We start from the raw sequence: 16,414 nt of genomic DNA, 5'->3' as shown, positions 1-16,414 counted from the left end.
CCCGGCCCCTGCCCGGGCCTGCCGGCCCGGCAGTCCCGGCAGTCCCCCGGCCCGGCAGTCCCGGCCAGGGTGGCGGGGCACTGCCACGCCCGACCCGCCCGGCCATGCGCCCAATCAGGCGGTGACGACCACCTCGACGCGCTGGAACTCCTTGAGCTCCAGGTAACCGGTGGTGGCCATGGCGTGCCGCAGAGCACCGACCAGGTTCGTGGTGCCATCGGCGCCGAGCGACGGGCCGAACAGGATCTGCTCGAGCGGCGCGACCGTGCCGACCTCTACGCGATGGCCGCGTGTCAGGGTCGGGTGGTGCGCCTCGCTGCCCCAGTGGTGGCCGCGCCCGGGCGCTTCCTCAGCGCGAGCCAGTGCTGCACCGACCATGAGCCCGTCGGCGCCGCAGGCGATGGCCTTGACGATGTCACCGCTGCGCCCCAGGCCACCGTCGGCGATGACATGCACGTAGCGGCCACCGGACTCATCCATGTAGTCGCGGCGAGCGGCAGCAACGTCGGCCACTGCACTGGCGAGCGGCACCGAGACGCCCAGGGTCTCCTGAGTGGTGTGCGAGGCGCCGCCGCCGAAGCCCACCAGCACGCCGGCGGCGCCGGTGCGCATGAGGTGGAGGGCGGCGGTGTAGGTGGCGCAGCCGCCGACGATCACGGGAACATCGAGTTCGTAGATGAACCTCTTGAGGTTCAGCGGTTCCCGGCCGGAGCTGACGTGCTCGGCGGAGACGGTGGTGCCGCGGATGAAGAACAGGTCCACCCCAGCGTCGACCACGGTCTTCCAATGCTCCTGGGTGCGCTGCGGGGACAGGGACCCGGCAGCGGTCACGCCTGCATCGCGCAGCTGCTGGATGCGGTCACGGATCAGCTCGGGCTGCACCGGCGCGGAGAAGATCTCGCGCATGAGCGGCACAACCTGCGTGGAGTCAGCGGCGGCGATCTGCTCGTACTGCGGGGTGGGGTCCTCGTAGCGGGTCCACAGACCCTCGAGATCCAGCACGCCCAGGCCACCCAGCTTGCCCATCATGATCGCCGTCTCGGGCGACATAAGGGAGTCCATCGGGGCGGCGAAGATCGGAATGTCGAAGTGGTACGCATCCACCTGCCAGGTGGTGGAGACGTCCTCCGGGTCGCGGGTGCGTCGCGAGGGCACGACGGCGACGTCGTCGAAGCTGTAGGCGCGGCGTCCACGCTTGTTGCGGCCGATCTCGATCTCGCTCATCACCGGGCCAGTGTATCGACCGGCGCTGCGGGGCTGCGCCCTCTGCACTGATCGTTGCCCGCGATATCTGGGTGTATCGACCAGCGCTGCGGGGCTGCGCCCTCGGTCTGGCGCGGCGGCCGTGGCGGCGACGTCGAGTGCGGAGCGCGAGGGTGCTCCGAGCGCCGGGCGCGGCAGCCGTGGCGGCGACGTCGAGTCCGGAGCGCGAAGGTGCTCCGAGCGCCGGGCGCGGCAGCCGCAGCGGCGGCGCTCAGGCGTTCGCTTCGCGCCGCAGGCGAATGCGGAAAACAACCTGGCCGCTGGGGACGTGCACCCCGGTCTCCTCCCACTGCGCATCGTCGAACGAGGCGGTGTATCGCACGTCCCCTCCCGGCGTCGGGGTGGTCCACCCGTAGCGCCCGTCGGCGATCTCCAATGGTGCCTCCAGGCGCTGGTCCTCCCGGTGGGCAACGAACAGGGGCCCCCGATCCGCATCGCAGGTGAGCACGGCGAACGCTTCGAAGGCGGGGGCTGGGCCACCATCTTCACTCTCCGACCACCCATGGATCGTCACCACGTGCCCGCCCACCAGGGTCTCAACCTTCTCGTGATGGCGCAGCCGCAGGTGCCGCTCAGGCATGATCACCTCGGCCTCGCCCACCCAGGTGCCGGCCAGGCGCGGCAGGTCATGAAGTCCCGTAGCGCTCATGCTCGCCCCTCCTCAGCGGTCGTAGTAGCCGGTTGCGCGGTGGCCGTCGCGTCAGGAGTGAGTGGGGACGCGGCGGCTGCGTCGCTCGCGGTGACTGCTTCACGTGCGCCGTCCGTCCCGGCCTCGGCCACACCCTGCGCCGCGACGGGCCGTGCCGCGTTCTCGCTCGTGGCGGCGGCCTCCTCCCCTGCGCGACGGGCACGGCCGGCGATCACGAAAGTCAGAGTCATCGCCAGCGCGAAGGCAATGAACGGCAGCACCGTGCTCACCGCGAAGGCAGCGTCGAAGGGGATCGTGTATGCAGCGAGGATACGCAGAATCGCCTCGACCACGAAGATCGCACCCCAGATCACCGTGATCTGACGCTGCGAGGCGCGAAACTGCGGATACTGCCACAGACTGTCCCACCAGGCGATGGACGGCTCCGTCCCGTCGGTCGCGAAGCGCTGACCGAAGTAGTAGGCAAGCGGACGCGGCACACCGGGCACCAGGCTGATCAGGAACACGAGCCCGAACACACCGGTGACCACGGAGTCCTTGACCAGCAGGAGACGCTCGTCGGTGCCGCCGATCATGGCCGCGGCGGCACTTGCGACGGTGAACACGAAGATCAGGGCGGAGACGCCGGAGAAGGAGCGTGAGCGCAGGAACTGGATGAGGCCACCCAGGAGCGGCCCGATGCTCGCGGCGAGGTACGCGAGCACAGAGCTGCCCGTGGCACTCTTGACGATCTCGAAGGCGAGAATCGCCAGTCCGACGTCGATCACAGCCAGCAGCACGAGGTTGAGCACGCGGGCTCTGGCAGAGGACTGCCGGGGCGGACCCGAGCCTTCCGCGGTGGTCGGTACGGTGTCGGGCTGTGCGGGATCTGCCATGGCGGAAGTGTGTCATTGCGATCACGTTTCGCGCCATAGATGACACATACTGTTCACGGAGGAGACAGAAGAGGAGCTCGGCATGGCCGTGACGATGGGGACCGTCGCCTTCCTGTGCGGTCTGGCCGAACGCGAATCCCTCCCGAGCGCTGTGCTGTCCCCTGTTCTGCACGAGCTGGGGCTGAGCCCGGCTGGCGCGCGGACGCATCTGTCGCGCATGGTCCGCCTCGGCGCATTACGCTCGGACCGGACTGGTCGCCGCACCACGTACACGATGACCGGTTCGTACCTCGCCGAGTTCCGTCGGCTGCGTGCCCTGCGCGTTCAGGGCGAGGAGACTGCCTGGCCCGGCGCCTTCCACCTGGTGCTTTACGAGATCGGCGAGGACCAGCGCTCCCGCCGGGACGCTCTGCGCCGACGGGCTCACGAGGATGGCTTCAGGGCGTTACGGCCCGGCGCCCTCGTCGGCGCACATCCGCCCGGGGACTGGGCGCAGGAGGCGTTCGTCGGCACGTGGGCGGTGGAGGAGAGCACGGCCCGCGCGGTCATCGCCCGGGCCTGGGACGTGGAGACAGCGGCCGAACGGATCCACGAGCTCGCCCGTGACCGCGCCACGCACACCGACCCGTTGAGTGGAGATCCGCTGTGCACGGGTCCGCCGCGCACGAGGCCGACGCGAACGAGGCCGACGCGAACGAGGCCGACGCACGCCTCAGGTCCAGACGGCCTCTGCCCCTCGGCAGAGAGCTCACGCGTCGACGAGGACCTCGCGCTCGTCGCCGCCGTCACCCAGCGGCAGGCCGATCTGTTCCAGGTTCTGCGCATTCAGCCGCCGTTCCCGGTTGCGATGTTGCCGTCGGATCACCCGCACGAGCTGCTGGCGCAGATGATGCGCGATGCTTTCACTGAGGAGATCCCTGCGGCGTCGGCGGCGCTGCAGCGCCTGCTGGCATCACAGGGCTGAGAGCGGCTCACATCGGCCACGTCAGCGACACATCCGGGGTGCGTCCCTTGGAGCGCAGGAACTCATTGAAGTTCTCCGCCCAGGAGCGGTGCCACGTCATCTGCTGCTGATGCAGGTCCGTCAGGGTCGACTCGGCCACGGCCGGGAACTTCTCGATCAGAGCCCGCAGCACATCGAGGGTGGCGGAGACGTCCACGTCGGCGGTGTGCATCCGCCCGTCCTGCTCGATGCCGTAATGCGCGAGCACATCGGTGAGAGTCCGTTTGCCCTTGCGGTAGCGGTCCACGCCCCGATCGATCACAAGCGGATCCAGTACGGGCGCGACCTCGTGTCCGATCCGCTCCTCGAGCGTGGGCAGTGCGAGCCGGGTGAGCTCGTGGTGGAGGATCTGCAGGTCGAAACTGCCGTTGAAGGCAACGAGCGGTACGTCCTGCGCGAGCGCGTCGGCGATCATGCTGGCCACCTCGTCGAGGGCCCTAGTGGCATCCATGCCGTGCACGCGAGCGTGCTCAGTGGAGATGCCGTGCACCCGCGAGGCGGCTTCCGGGATGTCCATCTGCGGGTCGATCAGCCACGTCGCGACGGTTTCGTTCTCGCGGCCCGGACCAACGGAGTGGACTAGCGCCACCGTGACGATCCGGTCGCGCGTGACATCTGTGCCGGTGGTCTCGGTGTCGAATCCCAGCAGCGGTCTCGTGGTCCACTCGTTCGCCATGCGCCGACCCTACGCTCCAGCGCGTCCCGATCCATCACTGTCCACGCCGCTGGATGTCGTCATCACTGTCCACGCCGCACGACGCCAGCACCGGTCCCCGGAGGCCTCTCGGTCGAACTTGGTGCGAAGTACACCCCAAACGCCCCATTTGAGGTGCACTGCGCACCAAGTTCGACGCACTCACCGAGGGTGGCGAGGTCGCCGAGCCACTCGCACGTCGGACATGGAACGCCTCCGACGGGCGGGTTCACAACCGCTCCGGTCTGCTGTCGCTGGTCGGATACGAGCACGGCGACGGCAGCGTGCAGCCCGCCAGCGCTGGGGGACTGAGCTGGTTCACCCAGGCAGCGTCACCAGGATCAGTAGAAGCAGCAGTCCGAACGCGATCACGGGGCCGAGGACGGCGAGGATGATCGCGCTGATCGGCCGAGCAGGTCGCTCCCCTCGCACCATGGCGGTGATTCCGAAGCTGATACCGGCGACCCCCAGAACGCTCCACACCAGCGTGAGTCCACCGAGAACCCACACCACCAGCTGGTACCAGCCAGGCGTGTCCGTCAGCTGAGGTCCGTGCTCGAGCTCCATCGGCGCGATGGTGGCGCCGATGCCCACTGCACTGATCAGACCGCCGATGAGGGCGAGGCGCGCCGCGACGAGCGAACGGTGTCCCCAGCGGTCGGTGGTAATCCGTGAATCTGTCGTCATGGCTGTCACGCTACGGAACAACCCGCGCGCGCCACCCCCAGCCCAGGTCACGAACACCCATGACCACGGTCATGAGATGCTGGCGCGATGGCCCGCTGCAGGAACAGGGCCGAGCCCCGATCTCAGTGCCTCAGTGCGCCGAGTAGTTCGGCGCCTCCATGATCGCGGCGAGGTCATGCGGGTGCGACTCCTTCAGCCCCGCCGGGGTGATCCGCACGAAGCGGCCCTTGTCCTTCAGCTCCGGCACGGTGTGCGCGCCCACGTAGAACATCGACTGGTGCAGGCCGCCGACGAGCTGATGCAGCACAGAGCTCAGCTGCCCGCGGTAGGCGACGCGGCCTTCGATACCTTCGGGCACGATCTTGTCGTCGCTGGTGACGTCGGCCTGGAAGTAGCGGTCCTTGGAGAAGGACTGCTTGCCGCGCGACGCCATCGCACCGAGTGATCCCATGCCGCGGTAGGCCTTGTACTGCTTGCCGTTGACCAGCACGACCTCGCCCGGGGACTCCTCCGTGCCGGCGAGAAGCGAGCCGACCATGACGGTATCGGCCCCGGCCACGAGCGCCTTAGCGATATCGCCGGAGTACTGCAGTCCACCGTCGCCGATCAGCGGCACCCCGGCCGGCGTGCAGGCTTTGGCGGCTTCATGGATCGCGGTGATCTGCGGGACGCCCACGCCGGCCACGACGCGGGTGGTGCAGATGGAGCCGGGGCCCACGCCCACCTTGACGGCGTCCGCACCGGCGTCGATGAGCGACTGCGCACCCTCGCGGGTGGCGACGTTCCCGCCGATCACCTGGACGTCCGCGAAGTACGGATCCTGCTTGATTTTCTGGATCACCTCACGGGCCAGGCGCGCGTGCCCGTTGGCGGTGTCCACCACGAGCACGTCCACGCCGGCGTCGCGCAGTGCGCCTGCCCGGTCGAGCGAGTCGCCGAAGAAGCCGACGCCCGCGCCCACCAGCAGGCGGCCCTGCCCGTCCTTGGAGGCGTTCGGGAACTGTTCCGACTTCACGAAGTCCTTCACGGTGATGAGGCCGCGCAAGGTGCCGTCGGCTGCGACGAGCGGGAGGCGCTCGCGCTTATTGCGGCGCAGCATGGCGGTGGCGTCGGCGGGGCTGACGTCCTCCGGGGCGGTGAACACCTCGGTGGTCATGACGTCGCGCACCCGGGTGTCGGCCCATTCGGCGACGGGGATGAACCGCAGGTCGCGGTTCGTGCAGATGCCCAGCAGGATGGAGTTCTCATCCACCACGGGCAGGCCGGAGACGCGATAGTTGCCGCAGACAGCGTCGAAGTCCTCGAGCGTGGCGTCGGGGCCGATGGTGACGGGGTTGGAGATGCGGCCGGTCTGGGTGCGCTTGACCAGATCCACCTGGTGGGCCTGATCCTCGATGGAGAGGTTGCGGTGCAGGATGCCGATGCCGCCGTGTCGGGCCATGGCGATCGCCATCCGGGACTCGGTCACCGTATCCATCGCGGCACTGGCCAGCGGAACCTTCAACGAGATGTCCCGGGTGAAGCGGCTGGTGGTGTCCGCCTCCGAGGGGATGACGTCCGTCTCGCCGGGCAGTAGGAGAACGTCGTCGTACGTCAGTCCAATGAAACCGAAGGGATCCGCGCTCGTCATGCATCGATGGTAGCCGTGCTGCACGGTGACGGAACCACTGCCCCCTGCGGCACCGGCCACAGTTACGGTCAGCTCGGATGGACGGCGCGCCGCCACGCGGGAGATGTGGCCAGATGCGCGAGCGCGAGACCGAAGGCTGCCGCGATGATGGTCTGCACCGACTCCTGGGCAAGCTGAACGCTGGTGATCAGGTTCCCGGCGTTGAGAAGGGCGAAGGCGCTGTACAGGGAGTAGCCGGGGATCATGATCACCACCGCCGGAACCGACATCGAGGTGCGCGGGAAATGCACCCGTCGGGCGATCATGTAGGCGGCGAGGCCCACCAGCACGGTCGCGGCAAGCGTCGCGATCTGCACGGGCACCCCACCCTCGGTGAGCAGGAACCGCACGGTGTTCGCCACCATGGAGACGGCCGCTGCGGTCAGCGCGATCCGCCACGGCGAGTTGAAGATGATGGCGAAGCCCAGCACTCCGATGAAGGTCGCGAGCGCCCGCAGCGGCAGCTCGAGTGCGAGCGGCAAGCCCAGCGTGCCCACGGAGAAGGACTCCACCCCGGCGGCCAGCCCCACGGTCCACAGCGCCGACGCGGCGCCCACGATGATCATGGTGGCGTACGCCAGGCGTTGCAGCCCGGCAGCGAAGTCAGAGCGCACCATGTCTAACAGCCCTGTGATCAGCGGGAAGCCAGGGATAAGAAACAGCACGGCGGCCAGGTATCCGCCCATGTATCCCGGCCCGAGCCAGCCGAGCGCCTGAGGGATGCCAACGGCCGCGAGGTAGATCCCGCCGGTGACCACCGCGGCGATGAGCGTGACCAGCAAGTGGTTCCAGTGGCGCAGCTGCAGGGTGCGCCGCAGCGCTTGGCCGAGGGTCGCGGCCAGCAGCACGATGAGGATCTCGATGGGGCCCGCCTGGTTCAGGAAGGCGAAGGCGGCGCAGGCGAAACCGGCGGCGAGGGCGTTCACCGGTCGTGAGTGCAGCGGCTTCCGAGCACGGATACGTGCCAGCGATTCGAAGATCTCCGCGGCGGTCACCCCGGTGGCAGGCAGGGTCTCCACCAGACGCTGGGTGCGGTGAATGCGGTCGACGTCCACGCCCACATGCTCCGGCTGTGTGATGCGGGTGCGGTAACGACCGCCCAGGGTGGCGGTGGCTGTGATGTCGGTGTACGTGACGATGGAGGCGAAGGAGTCCAGTCCCAGGGCGCGGGCGGTGCGGCTCATGGCCCAGCGCACCCGGTAGGAGGCGATTCCGGCGCCGAGCAGGGTGGCTCCGACAGCGGCGGCAGCTTCGGAGCGGATGGTGAGAGAGTCCGCGACGCCGACGGGGCTGGTGGAGGTGGTCACGGGCTCGTCCATGCCCAGCAACCTACCGTGCGAGGAGGGGTCTGCGGCACCAGTGCCGACGGAGCTGACTCCGTGCCGACGGGACTGATCCCGCACCGTCGACACGACACCCGCACCGTCGACACGACACCCGCGTCACCCCGAGATCGGCCCCAGGTCAGGGCTCCGGATCCCCGTCCTGGGGCGGCTCAAGACTGCCGAGCACACGGCGCACCCTGTCGAACTCCGCCTGAAAGGCGCCCTCATCGTGGGCGTACTGTTCACGCCACGGCATGCCGAGCCGACCCGCGAGCTCCCGGTTCACCTCGGTGCGGCGGGCGCGGCGTTCGGCCTCCAGGAGGATGCCGCGCGGCGGGGCCGGGCGCAAACCAGCCGCTGCCTGCAGCGCGCGCAGCCCGTCGAAGCTGGCGTCGTCCCAGCCCACGGCCGGAAGGCTCCAGCGGAGTAGCTCATCCTGCGACGTCATGCCCGCCTCCGACTCGTCGTCGGCCCGTGCATCCTGCGACCCATCGATCGCACCGCGCCTATCGACGGCGTGCCGGTCCTCCCCCGCAGCCGGATCCGTGGCGGCGCCTGGCCGTAGCCCGATCAGTCCCATGCCGTTCGGCGCCGGCTCACCGATCGCGAACACGACGTCCCGCAGCTGCGCCCGGTCGCGCACCCGCGGCCCGGCCAGCAGTCGCAGAGCTCCGGTGCGCTCCTCCAGCAGCACAACGCGGCGGGTGAGCGCGAGCGCCAGCACACCCCACGCACCCAGCAGCAGCCACAGCAGGAGGAAGCCGAGCAGCAGCTGCATCCATGCCGGTGCGAGCAGGTCCACCAGCCAGCCGTCATGGCCAGCGCGGATCTGGGTGCGGCGCCACTGCTGCAGCGCAGCCCCGGGGAAGGTGCACAGCACGAGGGAGATGAGCGGCAGGCCGATGAGCAGTCCGTCCCTGGCGCGCGCCCACAGCGTCGGACCGATGATCACGGCCCCGTCACGGGTGCGCCGCGGCGCGGGCGCCTGCGTGGTCGCCGCGTCCGATGCGGCCGACGGGGCGGGGCGCGGACTGGTCACCGCTCCAGGGTACGAGGCGCCAGCTGGACCTGCTCATCGGTGAGGCCCTGCTGGCGATCACCGCCCCAGGGGTGCGAGGCGCCGGCTCACTACTACCGTGGCGGTGGCAGCTCTCGCGTCGAGCTGATGCTCCGTGGCTGCCCGGTGAGGGGGTCGGTGAAGGCGAGGCGTTCGGCGAGCAGGCGCAGCGGCCCGTCGGCGCTCTCCTCCGGACGCACCACAGGGTAGAGGTCGTCGCCGATGATCGGCGCGCCGCGTGCGGCGAGCTGGACGCGCAGCTGGTGGGTGCGTCCGGTGAGTGGACGGAGGCGCAGCTCGAGCAGTCGTGGCGCGCTGTCGCGGGATGAGGGTTCAGGACCGTGGCCCGTCCCGGGGTGGTTCAGGTGGCGTGGCGCATCGTGGACGGCAAGCACCTCCACCTCGGTCACGGCGTTCGGTTCTCCCCCGGTCACCCGCACCTGCAGGCTGCCGTGTGGTTTTGTGAGGTGGTCGCGCAGCTCCATCTGCTCGCCTGCTCGCGCGGGCAGGGCGCTGCCAGGCTCAGCCTGGACGAGCGCCCGGTACGTCTTATCCACCTGTCGCCGCGCGAACAGCCCCTGGTAGGCGGCGCGCTCGTGGGCGTTCACGCTGAAGGCGAGCACGCCCGCGGTGCGTCGGTCCAGGCGGTGGATGGGGCTGAGCTGCTCGAGTCCGGTCTGCTGGCGAAGCCGCACCAGGGCGCTTGCGAGCACATGGCGGCCGCGCGGCATGGTGGCCATGTCGTGTGGTTTATCGACCACGAGCAGGTGGTCATCCTGCAGCAGGATCGGCAGCTCCATCTCCGGCACGGTCTCGGGCCGCAGTTCACGGTGGAACCACAGCGCATCGCCCGTGGTGGTCATGTCGTCGGCCTGCCACGGTGTGCCGTCTGCGCGCACGACCTCGCCGCGAGCGAAGCGTTCCCGCAAGGGTGTCGCAGCAGTCTCACCCAGTGCGGGGAAGCGGTCGAGCAGCCGGTCATGGGCACTGCGCGCCGGAAGCGATGGGCCCACGACGTAACGCACCGCGTCCAGGCCGCAGCGCTGCGGCAGCGGCGAGCGCCGTGTCACAGGCCCCAAATGATGAAGGTCAGCAGGTTGTGCCCGATGTAGAACAGCGCAACACCCATCATCAGCAGATTCGGGTGGCGATCCACGAAACCGACGGCCTGCGGTGCTCTCTTCCGCAGCTCCGCGGGCGTGATCGCATCCACGGTGTCCACCGGCACGCCTGCTGCTTGGGCACGGCGCAAGGTCGCCTCCTGGGCACGTCGCCCAAACAGGCGACTAGAGACAGCGAGGATCCGCTGACCATCCGAGTCCAGCAAATAGACGCCGTCGTAGCTGGTGGGGGGCGCATCCAGCATTTCGGCGGGGGTGGCGCCGTGGTCGATGTCGCGCACCGCGAGGACGCGGCCGACGTCCTGCCACGTGCCTGTGACAGGGCGACGCATCAAGCTCTGCAGGCGGAAGCCAGCGTCGTCGAGCTGCAGCCATGCGGTGATCACCCGCAGCACCATGACGGCGGCGACGGCGGCCACCACGATCCACAGCAGCAACGGCAGCAGGTTCAGCGGCTGGGCGAGTAACCCGGGGTCGGTCCACATGCGCTGGCCGACGAAGCTGATGATCACGAGGAACTCGAGCACGACGACGAACACGAAGCCCGCCACGAGAGTGCCGATGATGACTCCGGCGGGCGGCGAGAACGTCCGCTCCGGCTGAGCATCCGGCACCGGTCCGGGCGCGGGGACAGCGTCCTCAGTGCTGGGGTTCACTGCTCCTCCTGACGGTCCCGGGCTGTGCCGTGAGTCTAATCCTGTAGACGGGTCGGGCCGCATCGACGAATCGATGCGGCCCGACCTGTCGGTGGATTCGGCGTGCGCCGGATCCGTGCGGGACGTCAGTCCTCGTCCTCGTCGTCCTTCTTCTCCACCACGAGGGTCTCGGTGGTCAGCACAAGACCCGCGATGGAGGAGGCGTTGCGCAGCGCCGACCGGGTGACCTTCACCGGGTCGATGATGCCAGCGGCTGCGAGGTCCTCGTACTCACCGGTGGCGGCGTTCAGGCCATGACCGATCTGTGCGGCCTTGACCTTCTCCACCACGACGTAGCCCTCGTAGCCGGCATTCTCCGCGATCCAGCGCAGCGGCTCGACCACAGCCTTGGCCACGGCGCGCACGCCCACGGCCTCGTCATCGGCAAGTCCCAGGTCGCTCTCGAGCACGGAGGAGGCCTGGACGATGGCGCTACCGCCACCGGCCACGATGCCCTCTTCGATAGCGGCGCGAGTCGCGGAGACCGCGTCCTCGATCCGCATCTTCTTCTCCTTGAGCTCGACCTCGGTGTGGGCGCCCACCTTGATGACGGACACGCCACCGGCGAGCTTGGCGAGGCGCTCCTGGAGCTTCTCGCGGTCCCAGTCGGACTCAGTGTTCTCGATCTCGCCGCGGATCTGTGCGACGCGATCAGCCACGGCCTGATCGTCGCCCGCACCGCCCACGATGGTGGTGGTGTCCTTGGTGACGACGACCCGGCCGGCGTGGCCGAGCACCTCGGTGCCGACGGTCTTGAGGTCCAGGCCGAGGTCTGCCGTGACCACCTGGGCGCCGGTGAGCACCGCGATGTCCTGCAGCATGGCCTTGCGGCGGTCACCGAAGGCGGGGGCCTTCACGGCCGCGCCCTTGAAGGTGCCGCGCAGCTTGTTGACCACCAGGGTGGACAGTGCCTCACCGTCGACGTCCTCAGCGATCACGAAGAGCGGCTTGCCGGACTCCACGACCTTCTCCAGCAACGGCAGGATGTCCGCGACAGCGGAGATCTTGCCCTGGTGAAGCAGCACCTGGGCGTCCTCGAGCACGACCTCCTGGCGGTCAGCGTCGGTGACGAAGTGCGGAGAGATGAAGCCCTTGTCGAACTGCATGCCCTCGGTGAAGTCGAGCTCCATCGCCGTGGTGGAGGACTCCTCCACGGTGATGACGCCGTCCTTGCCGACCTTGTCGAAGGCCTCGGCCAGCAGCTCGCCGATCTCGCGGTCCTGCGAGGACACGGCGGCGACGTTGGCGATCTGCTCCTTGGAGTCGATGTCGATCGCGATCTCGCCGAGCTTCTCGGACAGCGCCTCGACAGCCTTCTCCATGCCGCGCTTCAAAGCGGCAGGAGCGGCGCCCGAAGCGACGTTGCGCAGGCCCTCGTGGACCAGCGCCTGCGCCAGCACCGTTGCGGTGGTGGTGCCGTCACCGGCGACATCGTTGGTCTTGGTCGCGACCTCCTTGGTGAGCTGAGCACCGAGGTTCTCGTACGGATCCTCGAGCTCGATCTCACGGGCGATGGTCACGCCGTCGTTGGTGATGGTGGGGGCGCCCCACTTCTTGTCGAGCACGACGTTGCGGCCCTTGGGGCCGAGCGTCACCTTGACGGTGTCGGCGAGTCGGTCGACACCGCGCTCGAGAGCGCGTCGCGCCTGCTCGTCGTAGATGATCTCCTTCGCCATGGCGCGCCTCAGCCCTCGATGATGGCGAGGATGTCGCGGGCGCCGAGAACGAGGTACTCCTCGTTGCCGTACTTCAGCTCGGTGCCGCCGTACTTGGAGAAGACGACCTTGTCGCCAACCTTGACGTCCATCGGGATGCGCTCACCCTTGTCGTCGAAACGACCGGCGCCCACCGCGACGACCTCGCCCTCCTGGGGCTTCTCCTTCGCGGTGTCCGGGATGACCAGGCCGGAGGCGGTGGTCTGCTCCGCCTCGAGCGGCTTGACGACGACGCGATCCTCAAGGGGCTTGATGGAGACCGACATGCGGCTCACTCCTTCATGTGTATGACTCGTGTGAGTTCGTGGTCCGGGGACCAGATCCAGGTCGTCGTCGCGGTGCCGACCGGGGAGTCCCCGTCGGGCAGTTCTGGCACTCTCAGCCGTCGACTGCCAACGGCGACAACTGTAGAACCGCGTTGGCACTCGCGCAAGACGAGTGCCAACCGTTTCGCCCAGGGCGCGATCCCGCGCCGCCGATCACATCGTGGTGATCGCGCGCACACCCTTCTTGTGAGTCCGCCAACTACGGGACGAACTGCCCTGACTACTTTCCGCGCGCGCGTGTATACCTGAGAGAAACAGCGGCGCGCACCGTTCCGCGATCCGGACATCGCGCACGCAGCCCAGGGAACGCACCGAACCGGAGGACCGCAGACCATGAGCTTCATCCGACGCATCAGCACCGCTCTCGAATCGATCGCCACACGCATGCAGGGCCAAGACGTCGAACGGCACAACACCGTGAAGGACAACCGACTCGGCGGCGACTACGCCGCTGTGATGCATGCGCACCACAGCCACGGCGGCATCACCACGATGGGCGTCGGCCGCTGACGTGCGTGACGGGCCGCGCCGCGGGGTGAGCCAACGTCGTCTCTGCCCCGCAGCGCTGCCCGCCGCCATGTCCAGCAGTTGCCTCTGAGCAGTCGTCCTGCGTTGCTCGTCGCTCGCCTCAGCGGCCGGCGTCGCGGGCGATCTGCGCGATCTGTTCGGGACCAAAGTCGTAGACCGGCACGGCGACGTCACCGTCAGCGTCACCGCCACTGCGCCAGGTCGCGGAGCTGATCGACACCGCGCTCGAGGGCTGATCTGGGAGCTGAAGCAGGCTTGCTCCGGACAGCGCATACGAGCACTCGTGCTCCCCAGCGCTCACGGGGTCGACCACATTCGTGATCCCGGGCGCGACGTGCACCGGGATCCCGGCAAGGGACCCGTTCATCTCATGGTGGTAATGCCCTGACAGCACCACGCGCACATCACTGCCCGTGAGGATCTCCCCGAGCTCATCCACACCGTCGAGCTCGAGCGCGCGCAGCATGGTGGTCGCTGCGCCGAGTGGCGGGTGATGGATCACAAGCACTGTGCCGGGCCGCGCCCCGTCGGGCCCTTCCGGTGCGGGCTGTTCGAGCACCCTGCGCAGCCAGTCCAGCTGCTCCGGTTCGAGGTGCCCGTATCCGGCACCGGGCACGGAGGAGTCGAGCACCACGCAGCGCCCACCGCCGGGCACATCCAGCACTCGATCCTGCACATGGTCGCCGCGGTCGCCAGGCGCGATAGCAGCCGCATAGGCGGCCGGCACGTCATGGTTGCCCATGGCCACGGCGAGCTGCGCATCCAGCGACTCGGCGAAGGCGTCGAGCATCGCGTGCAGCACGCGGTAGGACTCTTCGCTGCCGTCTTCGGAGGCATCGCCGGCATGGACCACGAGATCCACGTCTTCCACAGTGCGCAGCCGGTCCAGCACCGCGGCGAAAGCGGCGCGTGTGTCGATGCGGCCGTAGTGGCGCGCGTCAGGGTCGGCGTAGAGATGGGTGTCGGTCAGGTGCAGGATCCGCATGAGGCCGACGGTAGAGCCCGCAGGTTGCGCCCGGGTGAACAGTTCGGCGGGCTGGGCGGCCATCTTCCGTGTCACGGGTCAGGAACGACTCCCGACGCCCTGAACTCGGGTAAGCGAGCACGGTCAGCGGGCGCGCCTCAGCCCAGCGCACCCACCCATTCGTCCGTGCCGTCGGCGAAGCGCTGGTGCTTCCAGATCGGTAGCTCACGCTTGATCGTGTCCACCAGGTCATCGCACGCCGCGAGCGCAAGCTTGCGGTGCGGCGCGGCGATCGCGCAGGCGAGTGCCGTCTCACCGATTGCAAGCGCCCCATACCGGTGCGTCACGGCCACGAGCACGTCCGGGTACCGTTCGGCGATCGCATGCGCCACCCGCACGGCGATAGCGGGCGCATCAGGGTGGGCGGAGTACTCGAGGCCGATAACGTCACGACCGTCATCGTGGTCGCGCACACGCCCGTCGAACGTGACCACGGCGCCGCAGCGGGCGTCGGTCACGGCCTCGGCCATCTGAACGGTGCTCACCGGTTCTTCGGTCACATCGGCGTGCCGTACACGCTCGTGGACCTCGCCCATGGCCGGGTCGCCGGGCACACGCAACGTCGCCGGATCGACGCCGAACGGCGTCGGATCCGGTGCCGCGTGCGGATCATGCGGACGGGGTGCGTTCGTGCCGGTCACTCATGGCCTCCGCCGTCGCGCTGTTCAAGCAGATGGTCCAGGATCGGGTCGAGCACGGTGATGCCGTCCTTCACGCCGCCGCGGGAGCCGGGCAGATTCACCACGAAGCTGCGGCGCGCCATCCCGGCCAGGCCGCGGCTGAGCACGGCAGCGGCCGACTTCTCCGAACCGATGCGGCGTACCGCCTCGAGCACGCCGGGCATCTCCCGATCGATGTAGGGGGCGGTCTGCTCGGGGGTGACGTCGGTGGGGCTGATGCCGGTGCCGCCAGAGGTGATCACGATGTCGACGCCATCATTCACCGCCGCGCCGATGGCCGCACCCACATCGGGGCCGTCCGGCACGAGCACCTTGGTCACCTCGTCGAGGCCGCGACCGTCGAGCCACTGCACGAGCAGCGGCCCGGTGCGGTCTTCGTAGGTGCCGTCGCTCGCGCGGGTGGAGGCGATGATCACGCGGGCGGTTCCGCGCAGCGTCGGCGCAGGAGCGTCGGCGTCCCGGGCGGTGCAGTCCGCGTCGGTGCGTCGGGCGGGCATCTGCTTCATCGGGTCTGTTCTCCTTCCTCGTCGGCGCGCGTCCAGTCTCCACTCGCACCGCCGGATTTCGCGAGCACCTGCACCTGGTCGATGGTGGCCAGATGGTCGACGGCTTTGATCATGTCGTACACGGTCAGGGCGGCGACGCTCGCAGCGGTCAGCGCCTCCATCTCCACGCCCGTGACGCCCTTCGTGCGCACACGAGCGAGGATCTCCACACTGTCCTCGCGCGGATGCAGGTCGATCTCCACGCCACTGAGCGGCAACGGATGGCACAGCGGGATGAGGTCGGGGGTGCGTTTGGCCGCCATGATCCCGGCGATGCGGGCGGTGCCGAGCGCCTCGCCCTTGGGCAGGGATCCGTCGGCGATACGGCCGACGACGTCTCTGCGCGTGCGCAGCACGGCACGGGCTGTGGCCTCGCGTGCGGTGATCTGCTTGGCCGTGACGTCCACCATGTGTGCGGAGCCGTCGGCACGCACATGGGAGAGGTCGCCTGATCCGGCAGGGGTGTGGGGTGCTTCAGTCATGGTCGACATGCTGCCGATCTACGAGGGGATATCGGCGCCCCAGCCTACTGTGGATGCCATCGGCAGCATCGGTGCA

The 16,414-nt window shown here is 68.9% G+C and carries 18 protein-coding genes; 2 read left to right on the top strand and 16 right to left on the bottom strand.

The window, feature by feature from the left end; translation table 11 throughout:
* Window positions 1-114 precede the first annotated feature (114 nt).
* From C8271_RS03585 to C8271_RS03575, 3 genes are all read right to left on the bottom strand, one after another.
* The gene (locus C8271_RS03585; RefSeq protein ID WP_106506145.1) at window positions 115-1,224 is read right to left on the bottom strand and encodes a GuaB3 family IMP dehydrogenase-related protein; all 1,110 of its coding nucleotides are present in this window, start codon (window positions 1,222-1,224) and stop codon (window positions 115-117) included.
* Between the two features lie 250 nt (window positions 1,225-1,474).
* On the bottom strand, window positions 1,475-1,912 hold the full coding sequence (locus C8271_RS03580; RefSeq protein WP_106506144.1) for a hypothetical protein: 438 nt from the start codon (window positions 1,910-1,912) through the stop codon (window positions 1,475-1,477).
* Window positions 1,909-2,787, bottom strand: coding sequence for a VC0807 family protein (locus C8271_RS03575; protein ID WP_106506143.1), 879 nt, complete (start codon window positions 2,785-2,787; stop codon window positions 1,909-1,911). Before C8271_RS03575 ends, C8271_RS03580 begins: the two co-directional genes overlap by 4 nt.
* Before the next feature lie 82 nt (window positions 2,788-2,869).
* Here C8271_RS03575 and C8271_RS03570 point away from each other — a divergent pair, with 82 nt between their 5' ends.
* On the top strand, window positions 2,870-3,751 hold the full coding sequence (locus C8271_RS03570) for a hypothetical protein (RefSeq protein ID WP_106506142.1): 882 nt from the start codon (window positions 2,870-2,872) through the stop codon (window positions 3,749-3,751).
* Between the two features lie 7 nt (window positions 3,752-3,758).
* Here the strand turns inward: C8271_RS03570 and C8271_RS03565 are convergent, their stop codons facing one another.
* The 9 genes from C8271_RS03565 to groES all read right to left on the bottom strand — a co-directional run bounded on the left by C8271_RS03565 (window position 3,759) and on the right by groES (window position 13,019).
* Window positions 3,759-4,466 (bottom strand): exonuclease domain-containing protein, encoded by a 708-nt coding sequence (locus C8271_RS03565; protein WP_106506141.1) that lies wholly within the window; start codon window positions 4,464-4,466, stop codon window positions 3,759-3,761.
* A 336-nt stretch (window positions 4,467-4,802) separates the two neighbouring features.
* Complete coding sequence (locus C8271_RS03560; RefSeq protein ID WP_106506140.1) at window positions 4,803-5,171, bottom strand: hypothetical protein; 369 nt, start codon at window positions 5,169-5,171, stop codon at window positions 4,803-4,805.
* Between the two features lie 130 nt (window positions 5,172-5,301).
* Window positions 5,302-6,801 (bottom strand): IMP dehydrogenase, encoded by a 1,500-nt coding sequence (gene guaB, locus C8271_RS03555; RefSeq protein WP_106507860.1) that lies wholly within the window; start codon window positions 6,799-6,801, stop codon window positions 5,302-5,304.
* Window positions 6,802-6,869: 68 nt separating this feature from the next.
* Window positions 6,870-8,159 carry a threonine/serine exporter family protein gene (locus tag C8271_RS03550; RefSeq protein ID WP_245920847.1) on the bottom strand — a complete coding sequence of 430 codons (1,290 nt, stop codon included), beginning with the start codon at window positions 8,157-8,159 and terminating at the stop codon, window positions 6,870-6,872.
* Window positions 8,160-8,304: 145 nt separating this feature from the next.
* The gene (locus C8271_RS03545; RefSeq protein ID WP_106506139.1) at window positions 8,305-9,204 is read right to left on the bottom strand and encodes a hypothetical protein; all 900 of its coding nucleotides are present in this window, start codon (window positions 9,202-9,204) and stop codon (window positions 8,305-8,307) included.
* A gap of 92 nt (window positions 9,205-9,296) precedes the next feature.
* Window positions 9,297-10,292 carry a pseudouridine synthase gene (locus tag C8271_RS03540; protein WP_245920845.1) on the bottom strand — a complete coding sequence of 332 codons (996 nt, stop codon included), beginning with the start codon at window positions 10,290-10,292 and terminating at the stop codon, window positions 9,297-9,299.
* Window positions 10,289-10,999, bottom strand: a complete 711-nt coding sequence (locus tag C8271_RS03535) for a hypothetical protein (RefSeq protein ID WP_245920843.1) — start codon at window positions 10,997-10,999, stop codon at window positions 10,289-10,291. The genes C8271_RS03540 and C8271_RS03535 overlap by 4 nt, the downstream gene beginning before the upstream one ends.
* Window positions 11,000-11,124: 125 nt before the next feature.
* Window positions 11,125-12,714 (bottom strand): chaperonin GroEL, encoded by a 1,590-nt coding sequence (groL, locus tag C8271_RS03530; protein ID WP_106506138.1) that lies wholly within the window; start codon window positions 12,712-12,714, stop codon window positions 11,125-11,127.
* Between the two features lie 8 nt (window positions 12,715-12,722).
* A complete protein-coding gene (gene groES, locus C8271_RS03525) occupies window positions 12,723-13,019 on the bottom strand; it encodes a co-chaperone GroES (RefSeq protein WP_106506137.1) in 297 nt (98 codons plus the stop codon).
* A 393-nt stretch (window positions 13,020-13,412) separates the two neighbouring features.
* Between groES and C8271_RS13825 the strand changes: the two genes are divergently transcribed.
* On the top strand, window positions 13,413-13,589 hold the full coding sequence (locus tag C8271_RS13825; protein ID WP_170957791.1) for a hypothetical protein: 177 nt from the start codon (window positions 13,413-13,415) through the stop codon (window positions 13,587-13,589).
* A 118-nt stretch (window positions 13,590-13,707) separates the two neighbouring features.
* Here the strand turns inward: C8271_RS13825 and C8271_RS03520 are convergent, their stop codons facing one another.
* The 4 genes from C8271_RS03520 to moaC all read right to left on the bottom strand — a co-directional run bounded on the left by C8271_RS03520 (window position 13,708) and on the right by moaC (window position 16,338).
* Complete coding sequence (locus C8271_RS03520) at window positions 13,708-14,592, bottom strand: metallophosphoesterase family protein (RefSeq protein ID WP_106507856.1); 885 nt, start codon at window positions 14,590-14,592, stop codon at window positions 13,708-13,710.
* Window positions 14,593-14,729: 137 nt separating this feature from the next.
* The gene (locus tag C8271_RS03515) at window positions 14,730-15,272 is read right to left on the bottom strand and encodes a molybdenum cofactor biosynthesis protein MoaE (protein ID WP_342751933.1); all 543 of its coding nucleotides are present in this window, start codon (window positions 15,270-15,272) and stop codon (window positions 14,730-14,732) included.
* Window positions 15,269-15,817 carry a MogA/MoaB family molybdenum cofactor biosynthesis protein gene (locus C8271_RS03510; RefSeq protein WP_170957790.1) on the bottom strand — a complete coding sequence of 183 codons (549 nt, stop codon included), beginning with the start codon at window positions 15,815-15,817 and terminating at the stop codon, window positions 15,269-15,271. The genes C8271_RS03515 and C8271_RS03510 overlap by 4 nt, the downstream gene beginning before the upstream one ends.
* The gene (gene moaC, locus C8271_RS03505; protein ID WP_170957789.1) at window positions 15,814-16,338 is read right to left on the bottom strand and encodes a cyclic pyranopterin monophosphate synthase MoaC; all 525 of its coding nucleotides are present in this window, start codon (window positions 16,336-16,338) and stop codon (window positions 15,814-15,816) included. Before moaC ends, C8271_RS03510 begins: the two co-directional genes overlap by 4 nt.
* Window positions 16,339-16,414: the final 76 nt, after the last annotated feature.

The sequence above is a fragment of the Brachybacterium timonense genome (assembly GCF_900258505.1).
GTDB lineage: Bacteria > Actinomycetota > Actinomycetes > Actinomycetales > Dermabacteraceae > Brachybacterium > Brachybacterium timonense.
Note: the sequence above shows the minus strand (reverse complement) of the source record. Positions and strands in the feature narration are given on the sequence as shown.